Origin of the sequence: Blastopirellula marina DSM 3645, from assembly GCF_000153105.1 — a bacterium.
GTDB lineage: Bacteria > Planctomycetota > Planctomycetia > Pirellulales > Pirellulaceae > Blastopirellula > Blastopirellula marina.
Window position 1 is genome coordinate 3106790 of the sequence record NZ_CH672376.1, and the last position, 21376, is coordinate 3128165.

17 protein-coding genes are annotated in these 21376 nt (G+C 56.9%); 7 read left to right on the plus strand and 10 right to left on the minus strand.

Annotated elements, in window-relative coordinates:
• Positions 1 to 87: 87 nt before the first annotated feature.
• Entirely contained in the window at positions 88 to 234 is a 147-nt protein-coding gene (locus tag DSM3645_RS30470; RefSeq protein ID WP_002652979.1) for a hypothetical protein, read from the plus strand.
• A 7-nt stretch (positions 235 to 241) separates the two neighbouring features.
• Here DSM3645_RS30470 and DSM3645_RS14590 read toward each other — a convergent pair whose 3' ends face one another.
• Positions 242 to 1141 (minus strand): alpha/beta hydrolase, encoded by a 900-nt coding sequence (locus DSM3645_RS14590; protein ID WP_040351861.1) that lies wholly within the window; start codon positions 1139 to 1141, stop codon positions 242 to 244.
• Positions 1142 to 1337: 196 nt separating this feature from the next.
• Here DSM3645_RS14590 and DSM3645_RS14595 point away from each other — a divergent pair, with 196 nt between their 5' ends.
• Positions 1338 to 2201, plus strand: a complete 864-nt coding sequence (locus tag DSM3645_RS14595; RefSeq protein WP_002652981.1) for a phytanoyl-CoA dioxygenase family protein — start codon at positions 1338 to 1340, stop codon at positions 2199 to 2201.
• A 50-nt stretch (positions 2202 to 2251) separates the two neighbouring features.
• Here DSM3645_RS14595 and DSM3645_RS14600 read toward each other — a convergent pair whose 3' ends face one another.
• The 7 genes from DSM3645_RS14600 to DSM3645_RS14630 form a co-directional block, all read right to left on the minus strand.
• Positions 2252 to 3484 (minus strand): hybrid sensor histidine kinase/response regulator, encoded by a 1233-nt coding sequence (locus DSM3645_RS14600; RefSeq protein WP_002652982.1) that lies wholly within the window; start codon positions 3482 to 3484, stop codon positions 2252 to 2254.
• Positions 3477 to 4058: a chemotaxis protein CheB gene (locus DSM3645_RS14605; RefSeq protein WP_002652983.1), complete on the minus strand. Its 582-nt coding sequence runs from the start codon at positions 4056 to 4058 to the stop codon at positions 3477 to 3479. Before DSM3645_RS14605 ends, DSM3645_RS14600 begins: the two co-directional genes overlap by 8 nt.
• The gene (locus DSM3645_RS14610; protein ID WP_002652984.1) at positions 4055 to 4882 is read right to left on the minus strand and encodes a CheR family methyltransferase; all 828 of its coding nucleotides are present in this window, start codon (positions 4880 to 4882) and stop codon (positions 4055 to 4057) included. The genes DSM3645_RS14605 and DSM3645_RS14610 overlap by 4 nt, the downstream gene beginning before the upstream one ends.
• Complete coding sequence (locus DSM3645_RS14615) at positions 4879 to 8016, minus strand: response regulator (RefSeq protein ID WP_040351862.1); 3138 nt, start codon at positions 8014 to 8016, stop codon at positions 4879 to 4881. The genes DSM3645_RS14610 and DSM3645_RS14615 overlap by 4 nt, the downstream gene beginning before the upstream one ends.
• Before the next feature lie 244 nt (positions 8017 to 8260).
• Positions 8261 to 11077: a hsp70 family protein gene (locus DSM3645_RS14620; RefSeq protein ID WP_002652986.1), complete on the minus strand. Its 2817-nt coding sequence runs from the start codon at positions 11075 to 11077 to the stop codon at positions 8261 to 8263.
• A gap of 12 nt (positions 11078 to 11089) precedes the next feature.
• Positions 11090 to 12868 (minus strand): Hsp70 family protein, encoded by a 1779-nt coding sequence (locus tag DSM3645_RS14625; protein ID WP_002652987.1) that lies wholly within the window; start codon positions 12866 to 12868, stop codon positions 11090 to 11092.
• A 39-nt stretch (positions 12869 to 12907) separates the two neighbouring features.
• Positions 12908 to 13459, minus strand: a complete 552-nt coding sequence (locus DSM3645_RS14630; RefSeq protein ID WP_002652988.1) for a DUF2760 domain-containing protein — start codon at positions 13457 to 13459, stop codon at positions 12908 to 12910.
• A 246-nt stretch (positions 13460 to 13705) separates the two neighbouring features.
• On the opposite strand from DSM3645_RS14630, the gene DSM3645_RS14635 reads away from it, so the two are divergent.
• The 5 genes from DSM3645_RS14635 (at position 13706) to DSM3645_RS14655 (ending at position 20310) form a co-directional block, all read left to right on the plus strand.
• Positions 13706 to 15091, plus strand: a complete 1386-nt coding sequence (locus DSM3645_RS14635; RefSeq protein WP_002652989.1) for an MFS transporter — start codon at positions 13706 to 13708, stop codon at positions 15089 to 15091.
• 43 nt (positions 15092 to 15134) lie between these two features.
• Positions 15135 to 15935 carry an alpha/beta fold hydrolase gene (locus DSM3645_RS28355; RefSeq protein WP_002652990.1) on the plus strand — a complete coding sequence of 267 codons (801 nt, stop codon included), beginning with the start codon at positions 15135 to 15137 and terminating at the stop codon, positions 15933 to 15935.
• Between the two features lie 217 nt (positions 15936 to 16152).
• On the plus strand, positions 16153 to 18216 hold the full coding sequence (locus DSM3645_RS14645; protein WP_002652991.1) for an AAA domain-containing protein: 2064 nt from the start codon (positions 16153 to 16155) through the stop codon (positions 18214 to 18216).
• Between the two features lie 160 nt (positions 18217 to 18376).
• On the plus strand, positions 18377 to 19651 hold the full coding sequence (locus DSM3645_RS14650) for a Gfo/Idh/MocA family protein (protein WP_002652993.1): 1275 nt from the start codon (positions 18377 to 18379) through the stop codon (positions 19649 to 19651).
• Complete coding sequence (locus DSM3645_RS14655) at positions 19651 to 20310, plus strand: SGNH/GDSL hydrolase family protein (RefSeq protein WP_002652994.1); 660 nt, start codon at positions 19651 to 19653, stop codon at positions 20308 to 20310. Before DSM3645_RS14650 ends, DSM3645_RS14655 begins: the two co-directional genes overlap by 1 nt.
• 132 nt (positions 20311 to 20442) lie before the next feature.
• Here DSM3645_RS14655 and rpsU read toward each other — a convergent pair whose 3' ends face one another.
• Entirely contained in the window at positions 20443 to 20640 is a 198-nt protein-coding gene (gene rpsU, locus DSM3645_RS14660) for a 30S ribosomal protein S21 (protein WP_002652995.1), read from the minus strand.
• A gap of 186 nt (positions 20641 to 20826) precedes the next feature.
• The gene (locus DSM3645_RS14665) at positions 20827 to 21303 is read right to left on the minus strand and encodes an SET domain-containing protein (protein WP_202594942.1); all 477 of its coding nucleotides are present in this window, start codon (positions 21301 to 21303) and stop codon (positions 20827 to 20829) included.
• Positions 21304 to 21376 lie beyond the last annotated feature (73 nt).

Consider the following 21376-nt stretch of genomic DNA (forward strand, 5'->3'; position numbering starts at 1 on the left):
TTTCTATTGCAATGAGCGCGAAAAAATAAAATTGGCGGGTCTACTAAAACCTAGGTCGCTTCGCTCAAGCAAGTGAAGATTGCTCGAATGAAACGACTGATTTCATTCGCCGTATTTGTGCGTTGGCGCAAAAAGAAGGGTCCTGCCGATCGTAACAACGACGGCCTGACGCCGCAGAACAGTTCATTCGCGGCCAAAATGGGGGCGTTCGCTAGAGAAACGCCCCCAGGATGAAAGATAACTACTTGCTGGCTTCCGATTTGGTCGAGAGCATCCCTTGTCCAGAGAGCCAGGCTTCACACAGTTTGGGCCAAGCCGACGTGCCGGGAATATTGGCGGCCAGTCCCACTCCGTGACGACCTTTGGCGAAGATGTGCATCTCGGCCGGAACTTTCGCTTTTTGCAACGCTTCATAAAAGACGATGCTGTTTTGCGGCGGGACGCCGGTATCTTCGCTGGTGTGGAACAAAAAGGTGGGAGGAGTATCTGAGGTCACCTGCGATTCATTCGACAGGCTCTTCACCAACGCTTTGTCGGGGTTCTCGCCCAACAAGTTCTTCTGTGATCCGCGATGGGTGAACGGTTGGTCTAACGCGATCACCGGATAGCACAAGATCGCAAAGTCAGGACGGCACGAGACTTGATCGATCGGATCGGCGGCTTTTGCATCGCCGGCGTCAAAATGGGTCGCCGCGGTTGACGCTAGGTGACCACCGGCCGAGAAGCCCATCACGCCGATTTTGTCGGGCGAAACTCCAAATTCTTCGGCTCGCGCACGAACGGTGCGAATGGCGCGCTGCGCGTCTTGGATCGGCGCCGGATGCGCGTATCCCCGACCGCGATGGCGGTACTCGACGACAAATGCGGAGACGCCGAACGAGTTGTACCATTTAGCGATATCGACTCCTTCATGTCCGGTCGCCAGGTGACCGTATCCGCCGCCGGGAAGGACGACGACACCGCAGTTGGTCTTGTCGGCGCCATCCGCCAGATAGACGGTGATCGTCGGTTTGTCGTTGTCCGTATCGCCTTTGGCGTCGGGCGCTCCGGCAGGCCAGAGGAGTTCGCGCTTCGGTTCGGCAGACATCGCGACCAAGGGGAGAAAACCGAGGAGTAGGAGTGTGAAAACGACTTTTGACATAAGGCGAGCTCGCGTTGAAGGGGGAACGGCTGGCGGTCCATGGGTGCGGTGCAGCTTTGGCGGACCAAGTTCTTAGGGTAACCTCCCCGGCGACGGAATCAATCTGGGGGGAGCGTATGGACTTGATTTTTGGATTTACAAAGGTGAAAACGAGGGTCTCACCCTATCCCTACTCTCCTTCCTTGGAATTTTGCCCATGGCCGCCGATCTTTCGCACCAGCATGCTCCGATCTCCACGTCGTTTCAGAGCAAGTCCTCTGGCGGCGATTTCCGTCTATCGGACGAGCAAGTCGCGTTTTTTCATGAACATGGCTATTTGAGCGGCGTCAAAATTTTGGAAGATGAGCAGGTCGACATTCTTCGCGAAGAATTGGAGGCCTTCTTCCAGTCAGATCATGACGGACGCGAACTGTGGTACGAGTATCACACGAATGAATCTGCGACGCCTGACACGGTGCTATTTCATGCGTTGGGCGCGTGGCGCGTTTCGCCTGGTTTTCATGATCTGCTGTGGTCGCCGGCCTTTATCGCCGCGGCTGAACAATTGCTGGATGGCAAAGTCCGCTTTTGGCATGACCAATTGTTCTGCAAGCCGGCCAACCATGGAGGCGTCGTCGCCTGGCATCAAGATTACTCGTACTGGACTCGCACCAAGCCGATGGCGCATCTGACCTGTTGGATCGGCCTGGACGACGCCGATCGCGACAACGGCTGCGTGCAGTATGTGCCGGGAAGCCACAAATGGGATCTGCTGCCGGTCACCGGACTGGCCGGCGACATGAACGCAATTCGGGAAGTTTTGACCGAAGACCAATGGGAGCAGTTCCAGCATCCCGTCGCGGCCGAACTGAAGAAGGGAGAAGCGACCTTTCATCATCCGCTGACCGTGCATGGATCGTTCGCCAATCGAACCGACCGACCCCGGCGAGCGACGGTGATCAATGCCTTCCGCGATGGAGTCTGCAGCGATAGCGACGAAGTCCTGCTGCATGGAATTCCACCGATCCCGCAGGGGCGGAAGATGGAAGGCAAGTTCTTCCCGCTGTTATCCGCAGAGTAGCTATCCGCACACCCAGGGAGAGTCACCCTCTCTCTTGCATGATGAGGCTGCTACACCGCATTCGTGCTGGAGGATGGTTGCTGATGGCGATCCTGCGATTTTGAAATCGGTAGACGGACGATGAACTCGCTCCCCTCCCCTTCTCCTGCGCTGATGACGTCAATCTTGCCTCCGTGCATCTCGACCAGACGCTTGACTAAGGTCAGACCGATGCCGAGGCCGCCTTTGGAAAGATCCAGATGTTTATCAACCTGATTGAACATCTCGAAGACCTCGGAGAGCAATTCTGGCGGGATGCCGATACCGTTGTCTTTCACGCTGATCGCGACGAGCCCTTCCTGCAGCGCGACAGAGAGTTCAATGCGTCCGCCGTCCGGCGTGTATTTCGCGGCGTTGTTGAGGAGATTCGCAATCACCTGTGAAATTCGGACCGCGTCTCCAAAAATCTCGATCGGAGCGGAGGGCTGCTTGACCGAAAGTTGGTGGTTCGCTTCCGCGATGAGTGGAGTACTGGTTTCTACGGCGTTCTTTACGACGTCGCCCAGTTGAAAGATTTCACGTCGCAATTGAATCTTATCGCGGGAAATCCGACTAATGTCTAGCAGATCGTCAATCAAGCGAACCATGTGCTGAACTTGTCGCTTTACGATGTCATATACTTCAATTTCTTCTTCTTTCGACAGCTCACTGAGCCGAATTACTTCGACGGCGCTGAGGATTGGCGCAAGCGGATTGCGTAACTCGTGGGCAAGCGTGGCGAGGAACTCATTCTTGCGGCGGTCCGAATTCTGCAGGGTCTCGGATTGTTTACGGCTTTGCTCCAACAGACGTGAGTTTTCGTGAAGCAAGACTTTCAGTTCGTCACGTTGGCGCGCGACCTCTTGGCGTTGCCGGAAGAGCTCGAAAAAAACCTCGGCTTTGCTTTTGAGGATGTCGGATTCAATCGGCTTGTGAAGGAAGTCGACGGCGCCGGCCTCATAACCTCGAAATCGCCGCTGGTGGTCCTCTGTTCCTGCGGTCAGAAAAATAATCGGGACGCGTTTCGTGCGTTCCGTACCGCGCATAAGTTCGGCCAGTTCGAATCCGTCCATGATCGGCATTTGCACATCAATCAACGCCAACGCGACGTCATGTTGCAACAGCGCTTCCAGCGCTTCGGGGCCGGAACGCGCCTTGATTAGTTCCAAGCCTTCCCGACGCAAAACCACCTCGAGAGCGAGCAGATTTTCTTCGCGATCGTCGACCGTCAGACAATAGACCGGAGACGGGGGAGAATCAGTCATATGTCCTCCCTTGATTTAATAAGTATTCAGCAATTTCTTCTAAGTTCATCGTGCGCGCTTCAGGACATGCGGCCTTGGCTGAATTGGGCATAAAAGGAGACGCGGCCTCGTTGGGGCATTGAACGATGGTTGCGCCGCCTAGCTGGGATATGCAGCGAAGTCCCGCCGATCCGTCATCATTGGAGCCTGTCAACACAATCCCGATCAACCCCGCGCCATAGGCGTCGGCCGCCGTCTCGAACAGGACGTCGATCGCTGGTCGAGAATAATGCACAGGCTCTTCACTGGAAAGCGAGATGAGTTTTTCGGTTTCAATCATCAAATGGTAGTCGGGCGGAGCAAGGTAGACGCACGAGGGCTCAATCGGCTCTTTGTCTTCCGCTTCGCGAATATTCAAAGGGCTCTTAGCCTGAAAAACGTCGACCAGCGCACTAGGACGATCGGGAGGCACATGGACGACCACAAAGATCGGCAGCGGATAGTCTTCTGGAAGCCGCGTTAAAATCGCGCTGACTGCTTCCACAGCGCCGCTGGATGCTCCAATTGCAATTGCTTCTCTGGGGGTGATTGTCATGGATCACTCCGCTTTTGGTAAACCCTGGCTTCACGTGAGAATTCGTCAAACGCCGCGACGTGCTGGGTGAAACGCAATGTTTCTTTGGAGCCTAATCCCAAAAAACCGCGACGAATGAGCGAGTCTAGCATCACTCCTATCGCGCGGTTTTGCAATTCGCGGTCAAAATAGATCAATACATTGCGGCACGAAACTAGGTGAACTTCTGCAAATACGGCGTCGGAGACCAAGCTATGATCCGAAAACACGACATTCTTGCGGAGACTCTTGTCGAATACGGCGGCGCCGTAAGCAGCGGTATAGTAATCCGAAAGTGATCCTTTTCCGCCGGCCAATTGATGGTTTTTTGTAAATAACGGCAGTCGATCCAGGTCATAGACGCCTGCTTCCGCTTTCCGAAGCGCTTGGGGATTTACATCGGTCCCATAGATCATCGTTCGATCGTCCAGGCCTTCCTCACGCAGCATAATCGAGAGGGAGTATACTTCCTCGCCGTCGCCACACCCAGCGACCCAGATTTTTAGCGAAGGATAAGTACGCAAATGAGGAAAGACTTCTTCGCGAAGGACCCGGAAATAGTGGGGGTCACGGAAAAGTTCGCTGACTTGCACCGTTAAATACGACAACAGACTAGCGAGAACGTCCGCTTCGTGAAGAACGCGACCCTGGAGTTGAGAAAACGTGTCACATTGGAATCGCGATTTGGCTTGACTTAGCCGGCGTTTAATCGACGCCATCGAGTAGCCGCGAAAGTCGTAGTGGTAGCGTTCAAAGATCGCCTGCAGCAGCAACCTTAGTTCGATATCTTCTACCTTGTCGCTCATAGTCCTGCTCCTTGTCGGGGCATCCAGACGCGAATCAAGGAGAGGAGCTTTTCGACATCCAGCGGCTTGGCCAAATAGTCATTCGCTCCAGCGGCGAGGCACGACTGCTGATCGTCCTTCATCGCTTTGGCGGTCAACATGATAATAGGAAGTCGCTGGCACTGCGGACGCTTGCGGATTTCTTGGGTCGCGCTGATTCCATCCATTTCCGGCATCATCACGTCCATTAGCACCAAGTCGACCCGGTTGTTAGGCTCCGCGATCGATTTGTCAATCGCCGCGACCGCTTCCAGACCATTTCTCGCAACTTGCAGAACGACGCCGCAGGGCTCCAAGATGCTGGTCAAAGCAAACACGTTCCGTACGTCATCTTCCACAATCAGAATATGCCGATTTTCTAACGCCGCATCTCGGCTGCGAGCTTTTTCAATCATCCGCTGCTGTTCTGGCGGAAGTTCGGAAACGACCTGATGTAAAAAGAGGGTGACCTCGTCCAAAAGTCGTTCCGGAGACTTGGCGCCTTTAATGATGATGGAGCTCGAATAGCGCCGCAACCGCTGCTCTTGCTCAATCGACAGGTCTCTCCCCGTGTAAACGATCACCGGTGGAAACGAATAGCTTTCTTCCTGACTCAGCGTTTCGAGCAGAGAATATCCTGACGCGTCGGGCAACGTCAGATCGAGAACCATGCAGTCGAACGTTTCACTTCTCAACTTTTCGAGACATTCAGCGGCGCTTTGGACGCCGATTGTTTCGACATCGCGCGACCTGAGCAGCGCGTGCATGCTATCCAATTGGACGGGATCGTCTTCGACGACAAGCACGCGCCTCATCCGCTGAGCGAGTCGAGTTTCCAGACCTTGCAGCACCTCGATGATTTCTTCTCGTTTGACCGGCTTGAGCATGAAGCCGATGGCCCCCAGCGACAGGGCCGAGTCGTTGTAATCGTTGCCGGAGATGACATGCACAGGAATGTGCCGCACTCGCGCGTCATTTTTTAGTCGATCAAGTACGGAAAGACCCGAATGATCGGGAAGTCCAACGTCCAGGATTACCGCACTCGGCTGGTACTCCAATGCGGCGGCATACGCTTCTTCCGCCGTGTTGGCGACAACGCATTGAAAACGCGTGTCATGCGCCAGGTTATAGAGGATCTGAGCAAAGTTCGGATCGTCTTCCACAACCAAGATAACGCGAGCAGTTCCTTGGAGTTGATCGCGGTCGTCCTCAATTAAACGAAACTCCGTCTGCTTTCTTGCAGGGCGCGCTTCGGAAATCGGCGGCGAATCGCTCTTTGTAGAAATGGCGATTTCTTTCGATTCTTCGCTGGCGATTGTCGGCGGCGACGCCGTGGGATCAAAATCGGCGGGAATAATCAAAGTAAAGGTGCTTCCATCGCCCGGCTTGCTTTCCAGACGCAGTTCGCCGCCGAGCAGTCGGGAAAATTCTTTCGAGATCGACAGTCCTAGCCCGGTTCCTCCATGTTTGCGGTGAGATGAACTATCGGCCTGACGGAAGGCTTCGAATACGATTTGTTGCTGCTCTTCCGAAATGCCGATCCCTGTATCGGAGACGGCCAATGCGAGTCGCTGATTGGAGAGCGGAGTGACGGAAAGTTTGACTTCTCCCTGTTCCGTGAATTTGATCGCATTGGATAATAAATTTTTGAGTACCTGTTCCAAACGCTGACGATCGGTGAAGATTATTTTCGGGCAGTCGGGGGCGATCTGCGTCTCGAAACGGAGCTCTTTTTGCCTGGCGAGCGGCTGCATGGTGCGCGAAACTTCATCGATCAACTTCTGAACCCGCAACTGCTCCAGACGTAACTCCATCTGACCTGCTTCGATTTTGGAAAGGTCCAAGATGTCGCTGATGAGATTGAGCAAATCGTTGCCTGCTGATTGGATCGTTTTGGCGAATTTGACTTGCTCTTCGGAGAGATTTCCCTGAGGGTTGTCGGCGAGTAGCTTCGCTAAGATCAAGGAAGAGTTGAGAGGAGTGCGCAGTTCGTGCGACATATTGGCGAGGAAGTCGGATTTGTAACGACTGGCCCTTTCCAAGTCCGCCGCTTGGTGCTGGAGCGACAACTTGGTTCGGGCCAGATCGTCGCGCTGCGCTTCCAACTGTTGCGTCTGCTCCTCTAGTTGGGTATTCGTCTGCTCCAATTCCGCCTGTTGCAGTTCGAGGCGCGTCGCCGTTTCTTTAAGCGCATTCCCCTGCTCTTCCAGTTCCTCGTTAGCGACGCGCAGTTCTTCGCTCTGTGCCTGCAGCTCTTCCGATTGACGTTGCGTTTCTTCTAACAAAGTTTGTAAATGGGCGCGATAGTTGGCTGAACGAACGGCGATCGCGACCGACTCTGAAACTCTTTCCAGCAACAATCGCGTACGACCGTCGACTTCTGACAAAAATCCGATTTCCAGCACCGCGTAGGTGATGTCTTCGGCTGCCATTGGACAAATCGCCAGGTGCTTAGGCTTTCCATTTCCCAGGGCGCTGCCTAGAGTCAGATATCCATCCGGCACATCATCGAGCATGAAGATCCGATTGTCTTTCACTGCCCGGCCGAGCAGCCCATCTTCCAAAGTGAAATCATTTTGAATGTCACTATTGCTGGGAACGCCGTAGCTGGCGATACGACGAAACTCTTTGCCGTCCCGAGCGAATAAAACGGCGACCTGGGCGCCAGTATATTCGGTGAGCAGTTTCAGCACGCTGTCCCCCAGGTTTTCGAGACTGGGATCGCCGATCATCGCTTTACTGAGACTGGTTTGTCCCTTTTGCAGCCAGCGCTCGAGATCGATCTCGAGCTTATTTTTCACAAAGAAATAGGCCACGATCGCCATCACCCAGATCGTAAAAATACCGCATCCACGATTGATCTGTGCAATCACAAGATTAAAGCCAGGTTCGTCAGACACAAGCGTGGCGAACATGAGCAGCGTCGCGACCGCAGCGACAGCCAGCGGAATCTGCGGACGCCAAGCCAACAAGGATAAAGCGATCGGGATCAGGTACATCACCCACACCGCTACCCCCAGCGGAGTGTAAATGTCCGAAAGAAAAACCCCGGCGATCGAGATTGCAATCGCGAGATGAAGCGCTAGAGACCGAGTATTTTGCAAGGGAAAGATCACTATGAAGTCGTTGGTTGGTTGATTTTTTAGGAGAGTATCCGTCTTTTTACGGCGTTTCGAGGAGCCGATAAAAACTTGGCATCCCTTGAACGGATCGCGTTGACGGCGATCGCTCTTATCTTTCTAGGAGCCGAACATCGGGAGAGTCAAGTTTAGTTATTTAGTTGTAGCGAGTTTGCTCGCCTGCTCCCATGACTCAGATTTGCTTTCAAATCTTCAGAAACGGGAAAGCCGAAAAGCCGCTTTACAGCGTCAGCCCAATCGGCAGCGCTTCGCCAAAGACCTGATCCCGTTCTTCATGATCCAAGTTCCCGCCTGCGCGGACGATCCGGGCAAAGTGGGATGGGGCATTTTCGGTCTCTAGCCAAACGGCGGCTTCCTCGCGATCGACCGACGCGAGATCGCGATACCGATCGTCAGTCAGGCGAGCGATCTGCATCACCGCCAGCAGATCCATCGGATCGCGGTTCCGATCGCGATAGATCGCAGCGAGCCAACGTGTGGCGATCTCGGCTGAAATGACCGAGTTGAGCGGACCGTAGACCGGAGTGCGACTGGCCAGCCGGCCCAGCGTCCAGGCCATCGCCGAACGCGCGGAGGCCATCTTGGGTTTGCTCAGCAGATCGACGATCCAGCCGCCGATCTCCAGCTTGGTCGAGACGTCTAGCAACTCTAGACCTCCCAACAATCGCCAGGCTTCGAGCGATTCTTGCGGAGTAAAGGTCGCGGTCCCCTGTCCTGTCATGACGCGTCGATGCAGCCCGCGAAACGCTTGGAGCAGCGGTTCGGCGACTGCTTTCTGTTGTCCGCGATTCAGTCCGCCGGCGATTCGACGCCATAAAATCCAAGACTGCACGCGGCAATTCGCGTCGTTGTGCACGACTTTGCCTTGCAGTGCTTTCCAGGTTTCGGAGACGCGCCAATCGTCGAGCGCCAGCCCATAGCCGGGGCGCAGCGCGAAGCCGACCAGATTGAGCCAGCGTATTTCATGGCTGCTGCTGCGGCGCCGACCCGGCTCGAGGTCCAGCAACTCGCCCCAGATGCGACGTAGGAGCGAGGCCGGCCACTGGTTCCGGGCCATCTCGCTGGTCGTTTCCAACTCTTGCAGCAACCGTTGCGGCTTGAGCGTCGCCGTTTCGCCAAAGGTCGCCGTCAGTTGCGATTGGAGCGAAGACCAAATCTCTTCGTCCAACACGCCTTCCGCTTCTCGATCCGAGACGTGCGCCGCGACATCGGTCTGCGTGGCGCTGCGCACGTCAAACTGCAATCGCCAACGCCGATCGCTTTCGATTTCGTCGCACCACAGTTCAATCGTGCCGATCTCGGTCAAACGCGCGTGCAGCTTGACGGCGATCTCGGTCGCTTCGCTGCGACGCTTGGCTCGCAAGACCGTACGGATTGGCGGTAGCGAGCGAATCTGCTCTTGATCGACGCTGACGATCTCGCCGGCCTTGTCGATCAGGCGGATGCTCGAAACGAACAAGGGGAACTCGACCGGCTCCGAAACTCGCAGCCGAAACGTCCGCGCTTGCAGGTCGATCTCTTCGCCGGGCTGCGTTGTCGCCGGGAGGATGCAAAGCGCCTGGGGTTTACCTTGCTCGTCTTGACCGACGCCAATGTAATAAGTGCGGGCCAAATTCGCGGCGATGCGCACTCCTTCGCCGCGTCGCACCAAACCATAATAGGCGGCGCCGCGGGCGACCGCCAAATCGAGCCGATCATTGTCGAGAATTTGCAACTGGAACTGCGGATCCGTCGGCAAGAACCACGCGGTAATTTCGTCGATCAGCTTGCGGCGCAGTCGTGACGACTCAAAAAAGCCGCCGTTGAACAGCACAATGTCAGGCCGAACCGCGACGCTTTCTTCTTCGACGACATGGTGATGATTTCGCAGGAATGCGGACAAATGACGCGTGATCGCGGGATCGTTGGCGAATGGAAGCCCGAACTCCTGAAAGCCGGAGCTTCGTTTTTCGAGCGGCGTATCGATCGTTCCAGCAGGCAAGAAGCCGTCGACCAGGACTTGCTCGATCTCGCTTTTGGTGAGCGTCGCCTGCCGACCGCCGCCGATCAATTTCGAGCCGCCGCTCGGCAAGTTGATCGTGATCTCGTCGGGCGCGTTATTGGTCAACATCTCTTCTTTGGCGACCCGACAACGACGGACCAACGTCGACCAGTCGCCGGGAGATAGTTTGCCGCCGCTGGTCAGGCGTTGTTCGAGATAGGTCGCCAGGGTGAGGTCGAGATTGTCGCCTCCTAAGATCAAATGTTCGCCGACGGCGACGCGGTGAAATTGAACCTTGCCATCTTCTCCCTGACGGACGCGGATCAGCGTAAAGTCGGACGTGCCGCCGCCGATATCGCAGACCAGGATCGTCTGTCCCGGCGAGACGAGCGTCTCCCAGTTCTCTTGGTGCTTGTCGAGCCAAGCGTAAAACGCCGCTTGCGGTTCTTCGATCAGCACAACTCGCTTCAGGCCGGCTTCGGCCGCCGCGGCGACGGTCAACTCGCGAGCAATCTCGTCAAACGAAGCCGGCAAAGTCAGGACGATATCTTGCTGCTCGAGCGGATGCTGCGGATGAGCGTCGTTCCACGCGGCCCGAATATGGGCCAATAAGCGAGCACTGACCGTCAACGGCGAGAGCTTTTCGAGGTCGGACGCGCCGTGCCAGGGCAAGAGCGCCGCCGTCCGATCGACGCCGGTATGCGAGAGCCAGCTTTTGGCCGAGTTGATGACTCGCGACGGAACCGTGATTCCATGATCGCGGGCAAACATGCCGACGCAGTAGTTGGCGCTCGGCTTGCTCCAAGGAAGCTGCAGAGCGTCCGCCGGAAACTCGGACTTGGCCGCTTCGTAGTGAAACGAGGGGAGCGTCGAACGGGCTTCGATTTGCTGTGGAGCGACGATCTGCGGAATCGAAAACGATTGCAGTTTGCCGGGCGCAGCTTCGGTATCGACGTATGCGACCGCCGAATTGGTCGTGCCGAGATCGATTCCTACGACATAACGACTTGGCGCATCTTCGTCACCGCTGGTCGCCGCTGCTTGATGTTTCACCACGATGCCAACCGCCTAGTCGTCTTCGCGAACGTTGAACTCTAACTTCCAGCGTCCGCCGGTCCGCGGACTGACGCACCACAGCTCTAGCTGTCCCAGTTCGGTGATCTTCGATTCAAACGTCACCGGCACCGACGACTCTTGAATCGCGTCATCCTTCGGCAGCAACGTCTCTAGCGGATCGGTCTCGGCGATCTCCTCTTCGTCCCAGCGACTGAGGGCCTGACCGGGCTGATCGTCTTTGCGGATGGGGGACGAGAAAAATCGAAACTTGGCCGTCTCACCGACGATCAAGCCGACCTCTTGCGAGGGGACGTGAATTGACGTCCCTTCTTCCATCCCGATCGGCACGACGTTGACCAGGTTCAACGGACGTGGTGCGCCGGGGATCGCCAGACCGGCTCGCTCGACGCCGATGTAGTACGCACGAGCCGTACCGCCGCGGATGCGAATGCCGCCGTGTCGTTTCGCCCAGCCATAGAAGGCGGCGCCGCGCGCGACGGCGTAGTCCAGATCATGCGGCCCCGCCAAACGTTGCGGGGCTTCGGTGTTCCAATCGGCCAGCACTTCCATCAAGCGATCTTGGAACGCATCGCTCTTGAAGACGCCGCCGTTGAACAACACGTGCGTGACCGGTTTCTCCGCTTCGTCACGATGCGCTTGCAAAAAAGCAGCCAAATGGCGCGTGATCGCCGGATCCGATTCGTAAGGGAGCCCCAACTCTTGAAAGCCAGACGAGTGCCCACGCTCGGGATGCGCGTCAGCGCCGCACTTCGGGAAGAATCCGTCAAGCAGCAATTTCAAGGCGCGATCGCGCGGCACGTCGACTGTGACCGTGCCGCCGATCAGCTTGCTGCCGCGCCCCAAGACCGAGATCGGCTGCGCGTCGGCGTTCTCATCTTGCAGCAACGTCTCTTTGGCGGCGCGACACGAATGCCAGAGCGAAATCGACTGCCACGGGTCGAGGTTGACCCCTTTCTCGGCGAAGAGGGTCGAGACGTCGAACGCCATCGCGAGGTCCATGTTGTCACCGCCGACCAGCAGGTGATTGCCGACCGCGACGCGGCGGAGCGAGAGCTCGCCCCCTTCTTCATCTACTTGGACCAGCGTCAGGTCGGTCGTGCCGCCGCCGACGTCGCAGACCAACAGGCGATCGTTCACTTTCAGCTGCTTGCGCCATTTCTCGCCCCAGTGGTTTAACCAGGCGTAGACGGCGGCCTGGGGCTCTTCGAGCAGCACCAGCGTATCGGGCAGTCCGGCGCCTTGGGCCGCTTCACGCGTCAGCTCACGAGCGCTGGCGTCAAACGACGCCGGCACCGTCAGCACGACGGTTTGCTCTTGCAGCGACGACTCGGGGAACTTGGCGTTCCACGCGGCGGCCAGATGTTCTAAATAACGGCGAGTCGCTTCGACCGGCGAGATCTGCGGCAACCCCTCGGGCGCATTCCAGGGCAAGATGTCTTGCTGGCGATCGACCTTGTGATGCGAGAGCCAGCTTTTCGCGCCGCCGACGGTGCGATCTGGCGCGTCGGCCGATTGCCGCCGCGCAATTTCTCCGACGGCAAAGTCGCGCTGATCGGCCCAGGGGAGATCGAGCGCCTGTTGCGACTTTTCGGCTTCGCCCCCCAGATAGACGAACGACGGCAGCGAATGGCGACTATCAATTGTGTGGGGCGCAATCAATTGCGGTAGTTCGAGCAACTCGACTTCGGCTTGCTCGGTTTCGAGCGAAGCATATGCGACGACGCTATTGGTCGTGCCGAGATCGATCCCTACGACATAGTTGGCAGGCATCTTCAAATCCTTTTCAGAGGGTGATCGCCGCGGGAAAGATTAAACCTCGGCCTCGGCCGGGGCAAGAATCTTGGCCGCTTCCGGCTGACCGTTCCACTTGGGCAATTCGCATTTGGTCGCTCGCCAGCCGGCATGCACCAGGCGAGCCGTTTCGGGGGGAGTCGCGCCGACCGAGCCAACCAGCCGCAGTTCGAGCGGATTAAAGCCGGCCGGAACGGCGATGCTGGTCCCCTCTTCTTCGTCGCGCAAACGCTCGATCCCAAAAATCCGTTCGAGCGTCGCTTTGGTATCGCGGTGCACGTCGCGAACCGCGGCGCCGATTTGAGCGTCTGCAAAGGAGCTGAGATCTTCCTGGAACAGATCGAGGAAGCGTGCTTCACGCTGCAGCGCCGCCAACAACACCAGCGCGTCAACGCCACGCGGAACGGCCGGCTTCGGCGGCTCCGCCGGCTTGGGGGGCTCCGGCTTCGTCGTAGGAGCAGGCGCTTCGCCAGCGGCGGGCAACAGTAACACCGCTTGCGCTTTCTCCGCCGTTTCGCGATTGAACAGGATCTTAAAGAACAACGTCAGTGCTGTACCCAGGCGGCCCATGGAAGTTCGTATGTCCTCTAGTGCGGGAATAAACGGCGTCGGCAGACTGTCCAACCTATCGAGAGTCGCCGCTGGCCGCAATTACCAACCGGCGAAGGGCAATCGACGCAACGTAAAGCAGCCATTAGGGAAACAGCCCTCACAACCTGCGATATCACGCCAACCCGCAGTCGAATTGGCGTATCTGACGAGCGCCGAGACCGTTAGGATATGAACTTTCCAGGACCCCATTTTCTTGAGAGCCAGATGGCCCCTGTCGCATCGCTAGAGCCGAAATTGCCCAAGGAGGAAAACCTCCCCAAGCCTGTGGAATCGAATTCTGCAGAGGGCGAGTTGCCTGCGGGTCGGCCTGACTTGGTCGTGCGTGCGGTTCCCTTCTTTTATGGTTGGCTGATTCTCCCGATCTCGATGGTCGCCCAGTTTTGCACTAGCCCTGGTCAAACCTATGGCGTGTCGCTGTTCAATACGCACTTTACGACCGATCTGCAGTTGAGCAGTCTTGACGTGTCGTTCGCTTATATGTGGGGAACGATTATCGCTTCGCTCCCGATGTCGCTGATCGGCGGATTCGCCGATCGCTTTGGTTTGCGACGATCGATGACAGCCGTGGTGCTGATCTTTGGCTGCGCTTGCATTTTTATGTCGCAAGTGGGGGGAGTCTGGAGCCTGTTTCTCGGGTTTCTGTTGATTCGGATGTTCGGCCAAGGTTCGCTGACGCTGCTGGCGACCAATTCGGTCGACATGTGGTTTCGCGACCGACTTGGATTCGCCGTCGGGATTCGTAATTTGTCGATGCCGATCTCCTTGGCGCTGTTTCCTCTGATTTCCGAATCGTTGATCGACAATGTCGGCTGGCGCTCGACCTACTTTCTGCTTGGTTTGGGCGTTTGGGCGGCGATGTTGCCGCTGTTGTTCATCTTCTTTCGCAATCGCCCTGAAGATATTGGGCAATTGCCCGACGGCGTGAAGCGTTTGCCGGTCGATCCGAATAGCGAAATTCAGGAAGAGGAAATTCCGGCCGATTTGCATCTGCCGCAGTTCACCTTAGGCGAAGCGCTGCTGACGCGGTCTTATTGGATTTTGGTGACGCTGATGTCGTCTTGGGCGATGATCGCGACCGCGCTGACCTTTGTGATGGTCAGCTTTTTGCAAAGTCGCGGACTGACCGCCGAACAAGCGCCGGTGATTTTCCTCTGCACCGCGTTGACGATGGCGATCTGTCAATTTGTCGGAGGTTGGCTGGCCGACCATGTTCGCCTGCATTGGTTGATGGCGACCGGCGCCGCGGCGCTGGCCTTGTCGGTCATTTGCTATGGCCAGATCCATTCGGTCTATGGCTGTGCGATTTTTGGTTTGGTGTTTGGCGCCGCTCAAGGAATCGCCGTCTCCGGCGCAAGTTCCGCTTGGGCCCGGTATTTCGGGCGAGCGCATCTCGGTAAGATCAAGGGGAGCTCAATGACGATGATCGTCGCCGGCAGCGCCGCCGGTCCCTATTTGCTCAATTTAGGGGCCGCTTATTTTGGCGGATACGGGCCGGTTTTGTGGCTCTTCACCGCGATCTTCGCCGCGCTCGCCGTGGCTTGCATGTTCTGCACGCCGCCGCGCGTCCACTATCCGCAACCAAAATTTTAAGCTCACGCTTCTTTGCTGCTGTTCTTTGCCGGGATGACGATCTATGACTGCCGCGGTGGACAAGTATTTTGATAGCGACGGCGTCCAGCTGCGTTATATCGAGCAGGGATACGGCGAGCCGGTCATTCTGCTGCACGGCTTTACCCGGAACATTGAACAAGGCTGGGTCAACTACAAATTATTCGACCGGCTCAGCGAATTCTTTCATGTCATTGCGCTCGATGCGCGCGGACATGGCAAAAGCGACAAGCCGCACAGCGACGTCTACGGCAAACAGATGTACGTCGACATCGTCCGCCTGATGGATCATTTAAAGCTTGAATCGGCCCATCTGGTCGGATATTCGATGGGGGGACGTTTGTCGCTGAAAACGACGATCCACTATCCCAAACGCGTACGCTCGACGCTGCTGTTAGCCGCCGGCGCTGGTCGCTCGGACGAGGGTCGGCAGTTGTGGAGCGATTTGAGCGAGTCGCTCGAAACCGCCGGCCAACTGCATCCTCTGATGAAAGTGCTGTGGTCGAATCGCAAACCGCCGAGCGAGCGACAATTGACGGCGATGAACGCCAACATGATGGACGGCAACGATCCGTTGGCGTTGGCTGGCGTCGCGCGTGGATATCACGAACTCGGCGTGACCACCGACGACGTCGCTGCGATCACAACTCCCCTGCAGGTCGTGATCGGCGAAGAAGACGCCGCCGCACGCAGCGACGCCGATCGATTGTGCCGCGACGCGCCGCATGCAACCTGCATTCTGGTTCCCGGGACAGATCACTTCTCGCTCTTGCTACGTCCGGAGCTAGCGACGTACATTGTGGACTTCCTACTGCAAGTTTCTTAGTCCACCCTCTTCGTCGCTCGAAGCGCAAGCGAGGGAAATGCGATCTCAATTGGAATGACCAATGTCTAATAAAGCATGAAACCCAACGAATCACGTGGTTTCGTTATTTTGTTAGACATTCGTCATTTGCTTGCATTTGCATTTCCCTCGCTTGCGCTTCGGGCCACGAAGAGGATATTGCAACATCCTTTCCTCTCTCGCCGGCAATTTTCGCTCTATGGCCAAACTCCATTTAGAATCGCTTCCTCTCGGTACGACCAACGGCGGCGTCTTCAAGCTGCTGATCGAAGAGGCCGGCGTTAATAATCGGGATATTGGCCGGATCCAACTGCAGCGCCGCACCGCTGCGATCGAACTTCCGGCCGACGTCTGTGGGCGAACGCAGCGCAAGCTTGCCGAAAGTGTGCCGGAACTTGTGGGCTGGGTCGAACCGGACGATGTCGAGCAACCGGCCCTTTTTCGCCAGTTCGAACGCTGTTTGAATTTCGAAGCGAAAGAGCAGGAAGAGCGGATCGCCAACGATCCTGGCTCGCTGCGACTGAAAGGTCTGCGCCTGCAAGACCAATGGTCGGCGCTCGGCGGCAGGATGATTTGCCGGTTGACCGGCAAGAATCCGCAAGCCAGAATGCCGATGCACGGGCTACGCGTCGGATCGCCGATTGTGTTGCTTTCCCACAACGGCGAAGATCGTGCACGCGGCGTCGTCACACGGGTCTTCTCGACCTCGCTCGAAGTTGCGATCGGCGGTTTGTGGGAAGGGGAAGAAGACAAACTGAGCGTCGCGATTTCGACCGACGAGATTGCCCGCAAACGCCAAGAGCGCGCGATGCTGAAAGCGGCGTCGGCCTGCGGAAGTCGGACGGCGGAGCTGCGCGACGTGTTGTTAGAGCTACAGTCGCCGTCGTTTGATGAGCGTGACGAAAGCTTGGCGTCGCCGCAACTCAACGCTTCGCAACAAGCGGCGGTTCAATTGGCGCTCTCGGCGCGTGACTTCTCGATCATTCATGGCCCGCCGGGAACCGGCAAGACGATTACCTTGGCCGAGATCGTCCGCGCGGCGGTCGCGCGCGGCGAGAAGGTTTTGGCCTGTGCGCCCAGCAATCTGGCGGTCGACAATCTGGTCGAACGCTTTTGGGCGTGTGGATTGAAGGCGGTTCGATTGGGACACCCGGCGCGGGTGAGCGAGTCTTTGCATGACGCGCTGTTGGAGGCGCTCGTCCGCGAGCATCCCGACGCCAAGTTAGCCGAAAAGCTGGTCAGCGAGGCGAAAACCCTCTTCCGCAAAGCCGATCGCTTTACGCGCTCGAAACCGGCGCCTGGCGAAAAGCGATCACTGCGCGACGAAGCCCGCGAGTTGTTAGACGACGCGGCGCGGATTCAACAGCAGACGCTGGAACGTTTGCTGGATGACGCGCCGGTGGTCTGCTGTACGTTGACCGGCGTCGACGATGATCTCCTGGGCGCTCGCCGCTTTGACCTGGCGGTGATCGACGAAGCCTGCCAAACGACCGAACCGGCTTGTTGGATCCCGGTCTCGCGCAGCCAGCGCCTGGTGATCGCCGGCGACCATTGTCAACTGCCGCCGACGATTGTCTCGCGCGAAGCGGAAGCGGCCGGTTTTGGCGTCAGCATGCTAGAGCGGCTGATCGCGCGTTATCCGCAAGCGGCTCAGCGGCTCGAACTGCAATATCGGATGCATGCCCACATCATGGAGTTCAGCTCGCTCGAGTTCTACGACGGCGCTTTGTTGGCGGATCCGTCGGTCGAGGCGCATTCATTGACCGACTTGATCGCCGCCGATGAATTGTGGGCGAAGCCGGTGCAGTTTTTTGATACGGCCGGCGCCGACTATCAAGAAGAGCAGGACGATTCGTCGAGTCGCACCAATCCGCGGGAAGCGGAACTGGTCGTCCGCAAAGTGAATCAGCTGATCGCTTTGGAAATGCCGCCAGAGCAGATCGCCGTGATTTCTCCTTACGCGGCGCAGGTTCGGCTGTTACGCGAGAGCTTGCCAGGTGGAGTCGAATGCGATTCAGTCGATGGGTTCCAGGGCCGCGAGCAGGAAGTGGTGATTTGCTCGTTGGTTCGCTCCAACGAAAAGGGAGAAATCGGCTTTTTGGCCGATGTGCGGCGGATGAACGTCGCGATGACGCGAGCCAAGCGGAAATTGATCGTGATCGGCGATAGCTCCACCATCGGGGGGAATGAGTTCTACGCTCGTTTCTTAGAATACGTGGAATCGATGGACGCTTACCACTCGGTTTGGGAAGAAATCGATTAGGTGAGCGACGCAGTCGTCAACTCTAACCGTGGATTAACGTCGCCATTTTTTGCGATGTAAAGAGACGCGGCGACGGCGAGAGACTTTGCGACTTGCTCAAATTGGGTTATTCTGAAGGCTTCCGGCCTTTGAATCCTACCCGCCATTGTGAGTCCTTTTTATGACGCAATCTGCTGCAAGTCGTCGCCAGTTCCTCAAGACATCGGCTGCTGCTGCGGCCGGCTTGGCTGTCGCACCTGCTTTTATTCCTTCCACTGCGTTTGGCGCGAACGAGCGCATCGTGACTGGCCACATCGGTTTAGGTGGGCAAGGTCGCGGCAATCTGGGCAAATTTGTCAAAAACGCCGTCGCGATCTGCGATGTCGATAGCAAGCATGCCCAACAGGCCGCGAAGATCGTGAAGGACAAAGCGGGAACCGAGTGCGAGATCTACGGCGACTACCGTAAAGTGCTGGATCGCAAAGATATCGACGCCGTCGTGATCTCGACTCCCGACCATTGGCACGCTTTGCCGACGATCCACGCGTGTGAAGCGGGCAAAGACGTCTACTGCGAAAAGCCGCTGACGCTGACCGTTGTCGAAGGACGCAAGATTGTCGACGCGGCTCGCAGCAACAAAAGGATTGTGCAGACCGGCTCGCAGCAGCGATCGTCGAGCAACTTCCGCAAAGCGTGCGAACTGGTTCGCTCTGGCTATCTCGGCAAGTTGCAGCAAGTGTTGGTTGGTATTCCGGGACCCAATCACCCCGGCGAGCCGGATCCCATCTCCGAGCCGCCTGCCGAATTGGACTTCGATTTCTGGCTTGGCCCAGCCCCCAAGCGTCCTTACGTCAAAAATCACGTCCACTACCACTTTCGCTTTTTCTGGGACTACTCCGGCGGTCAGATGACCAACTGGGGCGCGCATCACATCGACATCGCTCACTGGGGCATGGGCGTCGACGACAGCGGACCGCTTTCGGTCGACGGCAAAGCGACGTTCCATCCCAAGGGATGGCACGATGTGACCGAAACCTGCCGCATCACCTACGTCTATCCCAATGACGTTACGATGATCCTCGGCCAAGGCCAAAAGGACATCCCCGGCGGGACGACTTTCATTGGTGAAAAGGGGAAAATCTTCGTCAATCGCGGCAAGTTCGTTGCGACGCCGGACGAGATCGGCAAGATCGAATTGACCTCCAGTGACGTTCATTTGTACGACAGCAACCACCACCACAATAACTTCCTCGATTGCATCAAGTCGCGCGAGTTGCCGATCTGCGACGCCGAGATCGGTCATCGCACGGCGACCGCTTGCCATCTGGGGAATATCTCGTGCCGACTGGGCCGCAAGATCACGTGGGACGCCAAGAGCGAGAAGATTGTCGGCGACGATAGTGAAGCGACCGCGTTGATTTCACGCCCTTATCGCTCGCCGTGGGAGTTGACCTAATGAAGCGGATTCTATTCGCATTGACCATGCTGGCGACGCTCGTGTCGCCGGCGCTGGGCGAAAAATATGACCCGGCTCGCTGGGAGAAAACGATCGTGGGGCTCGAAGCGAAGGACGCCAAAGCCTCGCCGCCGAAGAATGGGATCGTTTTCATCGGCAGCTCCAGCATTCGCATGTGGGATTTGCCGAAGTACTTTCCTGACCAAGCGGTGATCAATCACGGCTTTGGCGGATCGCACCTGGAAGACTCGGTCTACTACGCCGATCGTCTGGTGACTTCGCTTCAACCGCGAGCGGTGGTGCTGTACGCCGGCGATAACGATGTTGGACACGGCTATACTCCAGAGCGGGTCAAGGACGACTTCCTGAAGTTCGTCGACAAGGTCCATGCGAAACTGCCGGAGACTGAGATCTTGTTTATTGCGGTCAAGCCGAGCCTTTCTCGTTGGAAGCTGGTCGATCAGGTTCGCGCAACCAATCGCCTGATCGCGGCCGAGTGCGAAAAGAGCGACCTGCTGACCTTCATTGACGTCGACGCGCCGATGATCGGCGAAGATGGCAAGCCGCGCGCTGAGTTGTTTCAGAAAGATGGTCTGCACATGACCGACGCCGGCTATCAGATTTGGACCAAGCTGGTGCAACCGGAGATCGCCAACTAACGCAATCAACGTCAAAGCTTAACAGCGCATGAAAAAAGCCGACGTGAGATTCACGTCGGCTTTCTTTTTGTACGTTTGTTTTCAGCGAGACGCTTTGCATCTGCAGACGCAACCCAGCAGGTTGCGTGAAAACTAGTCGAGGTACAGAGAGCGTTCCTTGGCGGAACGGCGTTCAGCACGAAGTCGAGCACGGCGCTTCAAATCGCTTGGCTTTTCATAGAACTTGCGGCGGCGCATTTCTTTTTTCAAACCGCTGCGCATGACCAGTTTGCCAAAGCGACGAACAGCTTCTTGAATCGACTCCTTCTCGCGAACCAGAACTTTGACCATGTCTTTCCTGAATTATCGTAGCGTGAACGAATTTAACGTTGCCAAATTAGCAACGCGGAAGAGGCCAGAAACCCTTCTAGCCTCGCCTGCAAGCAAGTGCGAAACGCCCAATATAACGAATCGGACGCTACCTCGCCTAGACCTATCTTAAGAATATTGAACGCTTTACGCCAAATCGACCCCTGCTTAAGCCGGCAGGACCGGTGCGGCGGTAGATTTTGTAAAGTCTTTTGACGCAGCAAGTTGCGACGGTTTCAGCAGTTTTATCTCGGCTCGATCCACAATCCAGCCGCGACAATTTCGCGCGCCGCAACCACAGGGAATCGCCGCATTCGCCGGCCAGGCGTAGTCAATCGTCAGCTGGTCCCCGGCCTCGATATAGCGAATTGTTTCAACCCAGATCCGCGCCGGCGGTTCTACGTCGTCTTCTTCGTCATAGACCAGGCAACAGTTGGGTTCGCAGCTGTGATTCAAATAGCGGAACGGCTCGCCGGGCTCCAGCGAGAAGGTCCCGCCGAGATCGATGCAATAGCTGCTCGAATAGTCCTCGTCGTCGATGACATCCCCAAGCACTTCTGCGATGAGATGGTACTTCGTGAAATCGCGTGTTGCGAAGAGCCCCTTTCCATAGGGAGTCTCCGCAATTTGAAACAGATCGTTCAAGATCGTCGCCTCTTGAGTCACGTAAATAGATTTTGCTCCTCCCATGCTATCGTTCGACGCAGATTCGGGAAGG

Bases quoted from the DNA above. Each gene is read 5' to 3' on its own strand.
- DSM3645_RS14630 (WP_002652988.1), bottom strand. From the start codon at position 13,459: ATGGGCCGCCTGGGTACAGCACTGACGTTGTTCTTTAAGATCCTGTTC.
- DSM3645_RS14650 (WP_002652993.1), top strand. From the start codon at position 18,377: ATGACGCAATCTGCTGCAAGTCGTCGCCAGTTCCTCAAGACATCGGCT.
- DSM3645_RS14635 (WP_002652989.1), top strand. From the start codon at position 13,706: ATGGCCCCTGTCGCATCGCTAGAGCCGAAATTGCCCAAGGAGGAAAAC.
- rpsU (WP_002652995.1), bottom strand. From the start codon at position 20,640: ATGGTCAAAGTTCTGGTTCGCGAGAAGGAGTCGATTCAAGAAGCTGTT.
- DSM3645_RS14610 (WP_002652984.1), bottom strand. From the start codon at position 4,882: ATGAGCGACAAGGTAGAAGATATCGAACTAAGGTTGCTGCTGCAGGCG.
- DSM3645_RS14595 (WP_002652981.1), top strand. From the start codon at position 1,338: ATGGCCGCCGATCTTTCGCACCAGCATGCTCCGATCTCCACGTCGTTT.
- DSM3645_RS30470 (WP_002652979.1), top strand. From the start codon at position 88: ATGAAACGACTGATTTCATTCGCCGTATTTGTGCGTTGGCGCAAAAAG.
- DSM3645_RS14605 (WP_002652983.1), bottom strand. From the start codon at position 4,058: ATGACAATCACCCCCAGAGAAGCAATTGCAATTGGAGCATCCAGCGGC.
- DSM3645_RS14600 (WP_002652982.1), bottom strand. From the start codon at position 3,484: ATGACTGATTCTCCCCCGTCTCCGGTCTATTGTCTGACGGTCGACGAT.
- DSM3645_RS28355 (WP_002652990.1), top strand. From the start codon at position 15,135: ATGACTGCCGCGGTGGACAAGTATTTTGATAGCGACGGCGTCCAGCTG.
- DSM3645_RS14655 (WP_002652994.1), top strand. From the start codon at position 19,651: ATGAAGCGGATTCTATTCGCATTGACCATGCTGGCGACGCTCGTGTCG.
- DSM3645_RS14625 (WP_002652987.1), bottom strand. From the start codon at position 12,868: ATGCCTGCCAACTATGTCGTAGGGATCGATCTCGGCACGACCAATAGC.
- DSM3645_RS14590 (WP_040351861.1), bottom strand. From the start codon at position 1,141: ATGTCAAAAGTCGTTTTCACACTCCTACTCCTCGGTTTTCTCCCCTTG.
- DSM3645_RS14645 (WP_002652991.1), top strand. From the start codon at position 16,153: ATGGCCAAACTCCATTTAGAATCGCTTCCTCTCGGTACGACCAACGGC.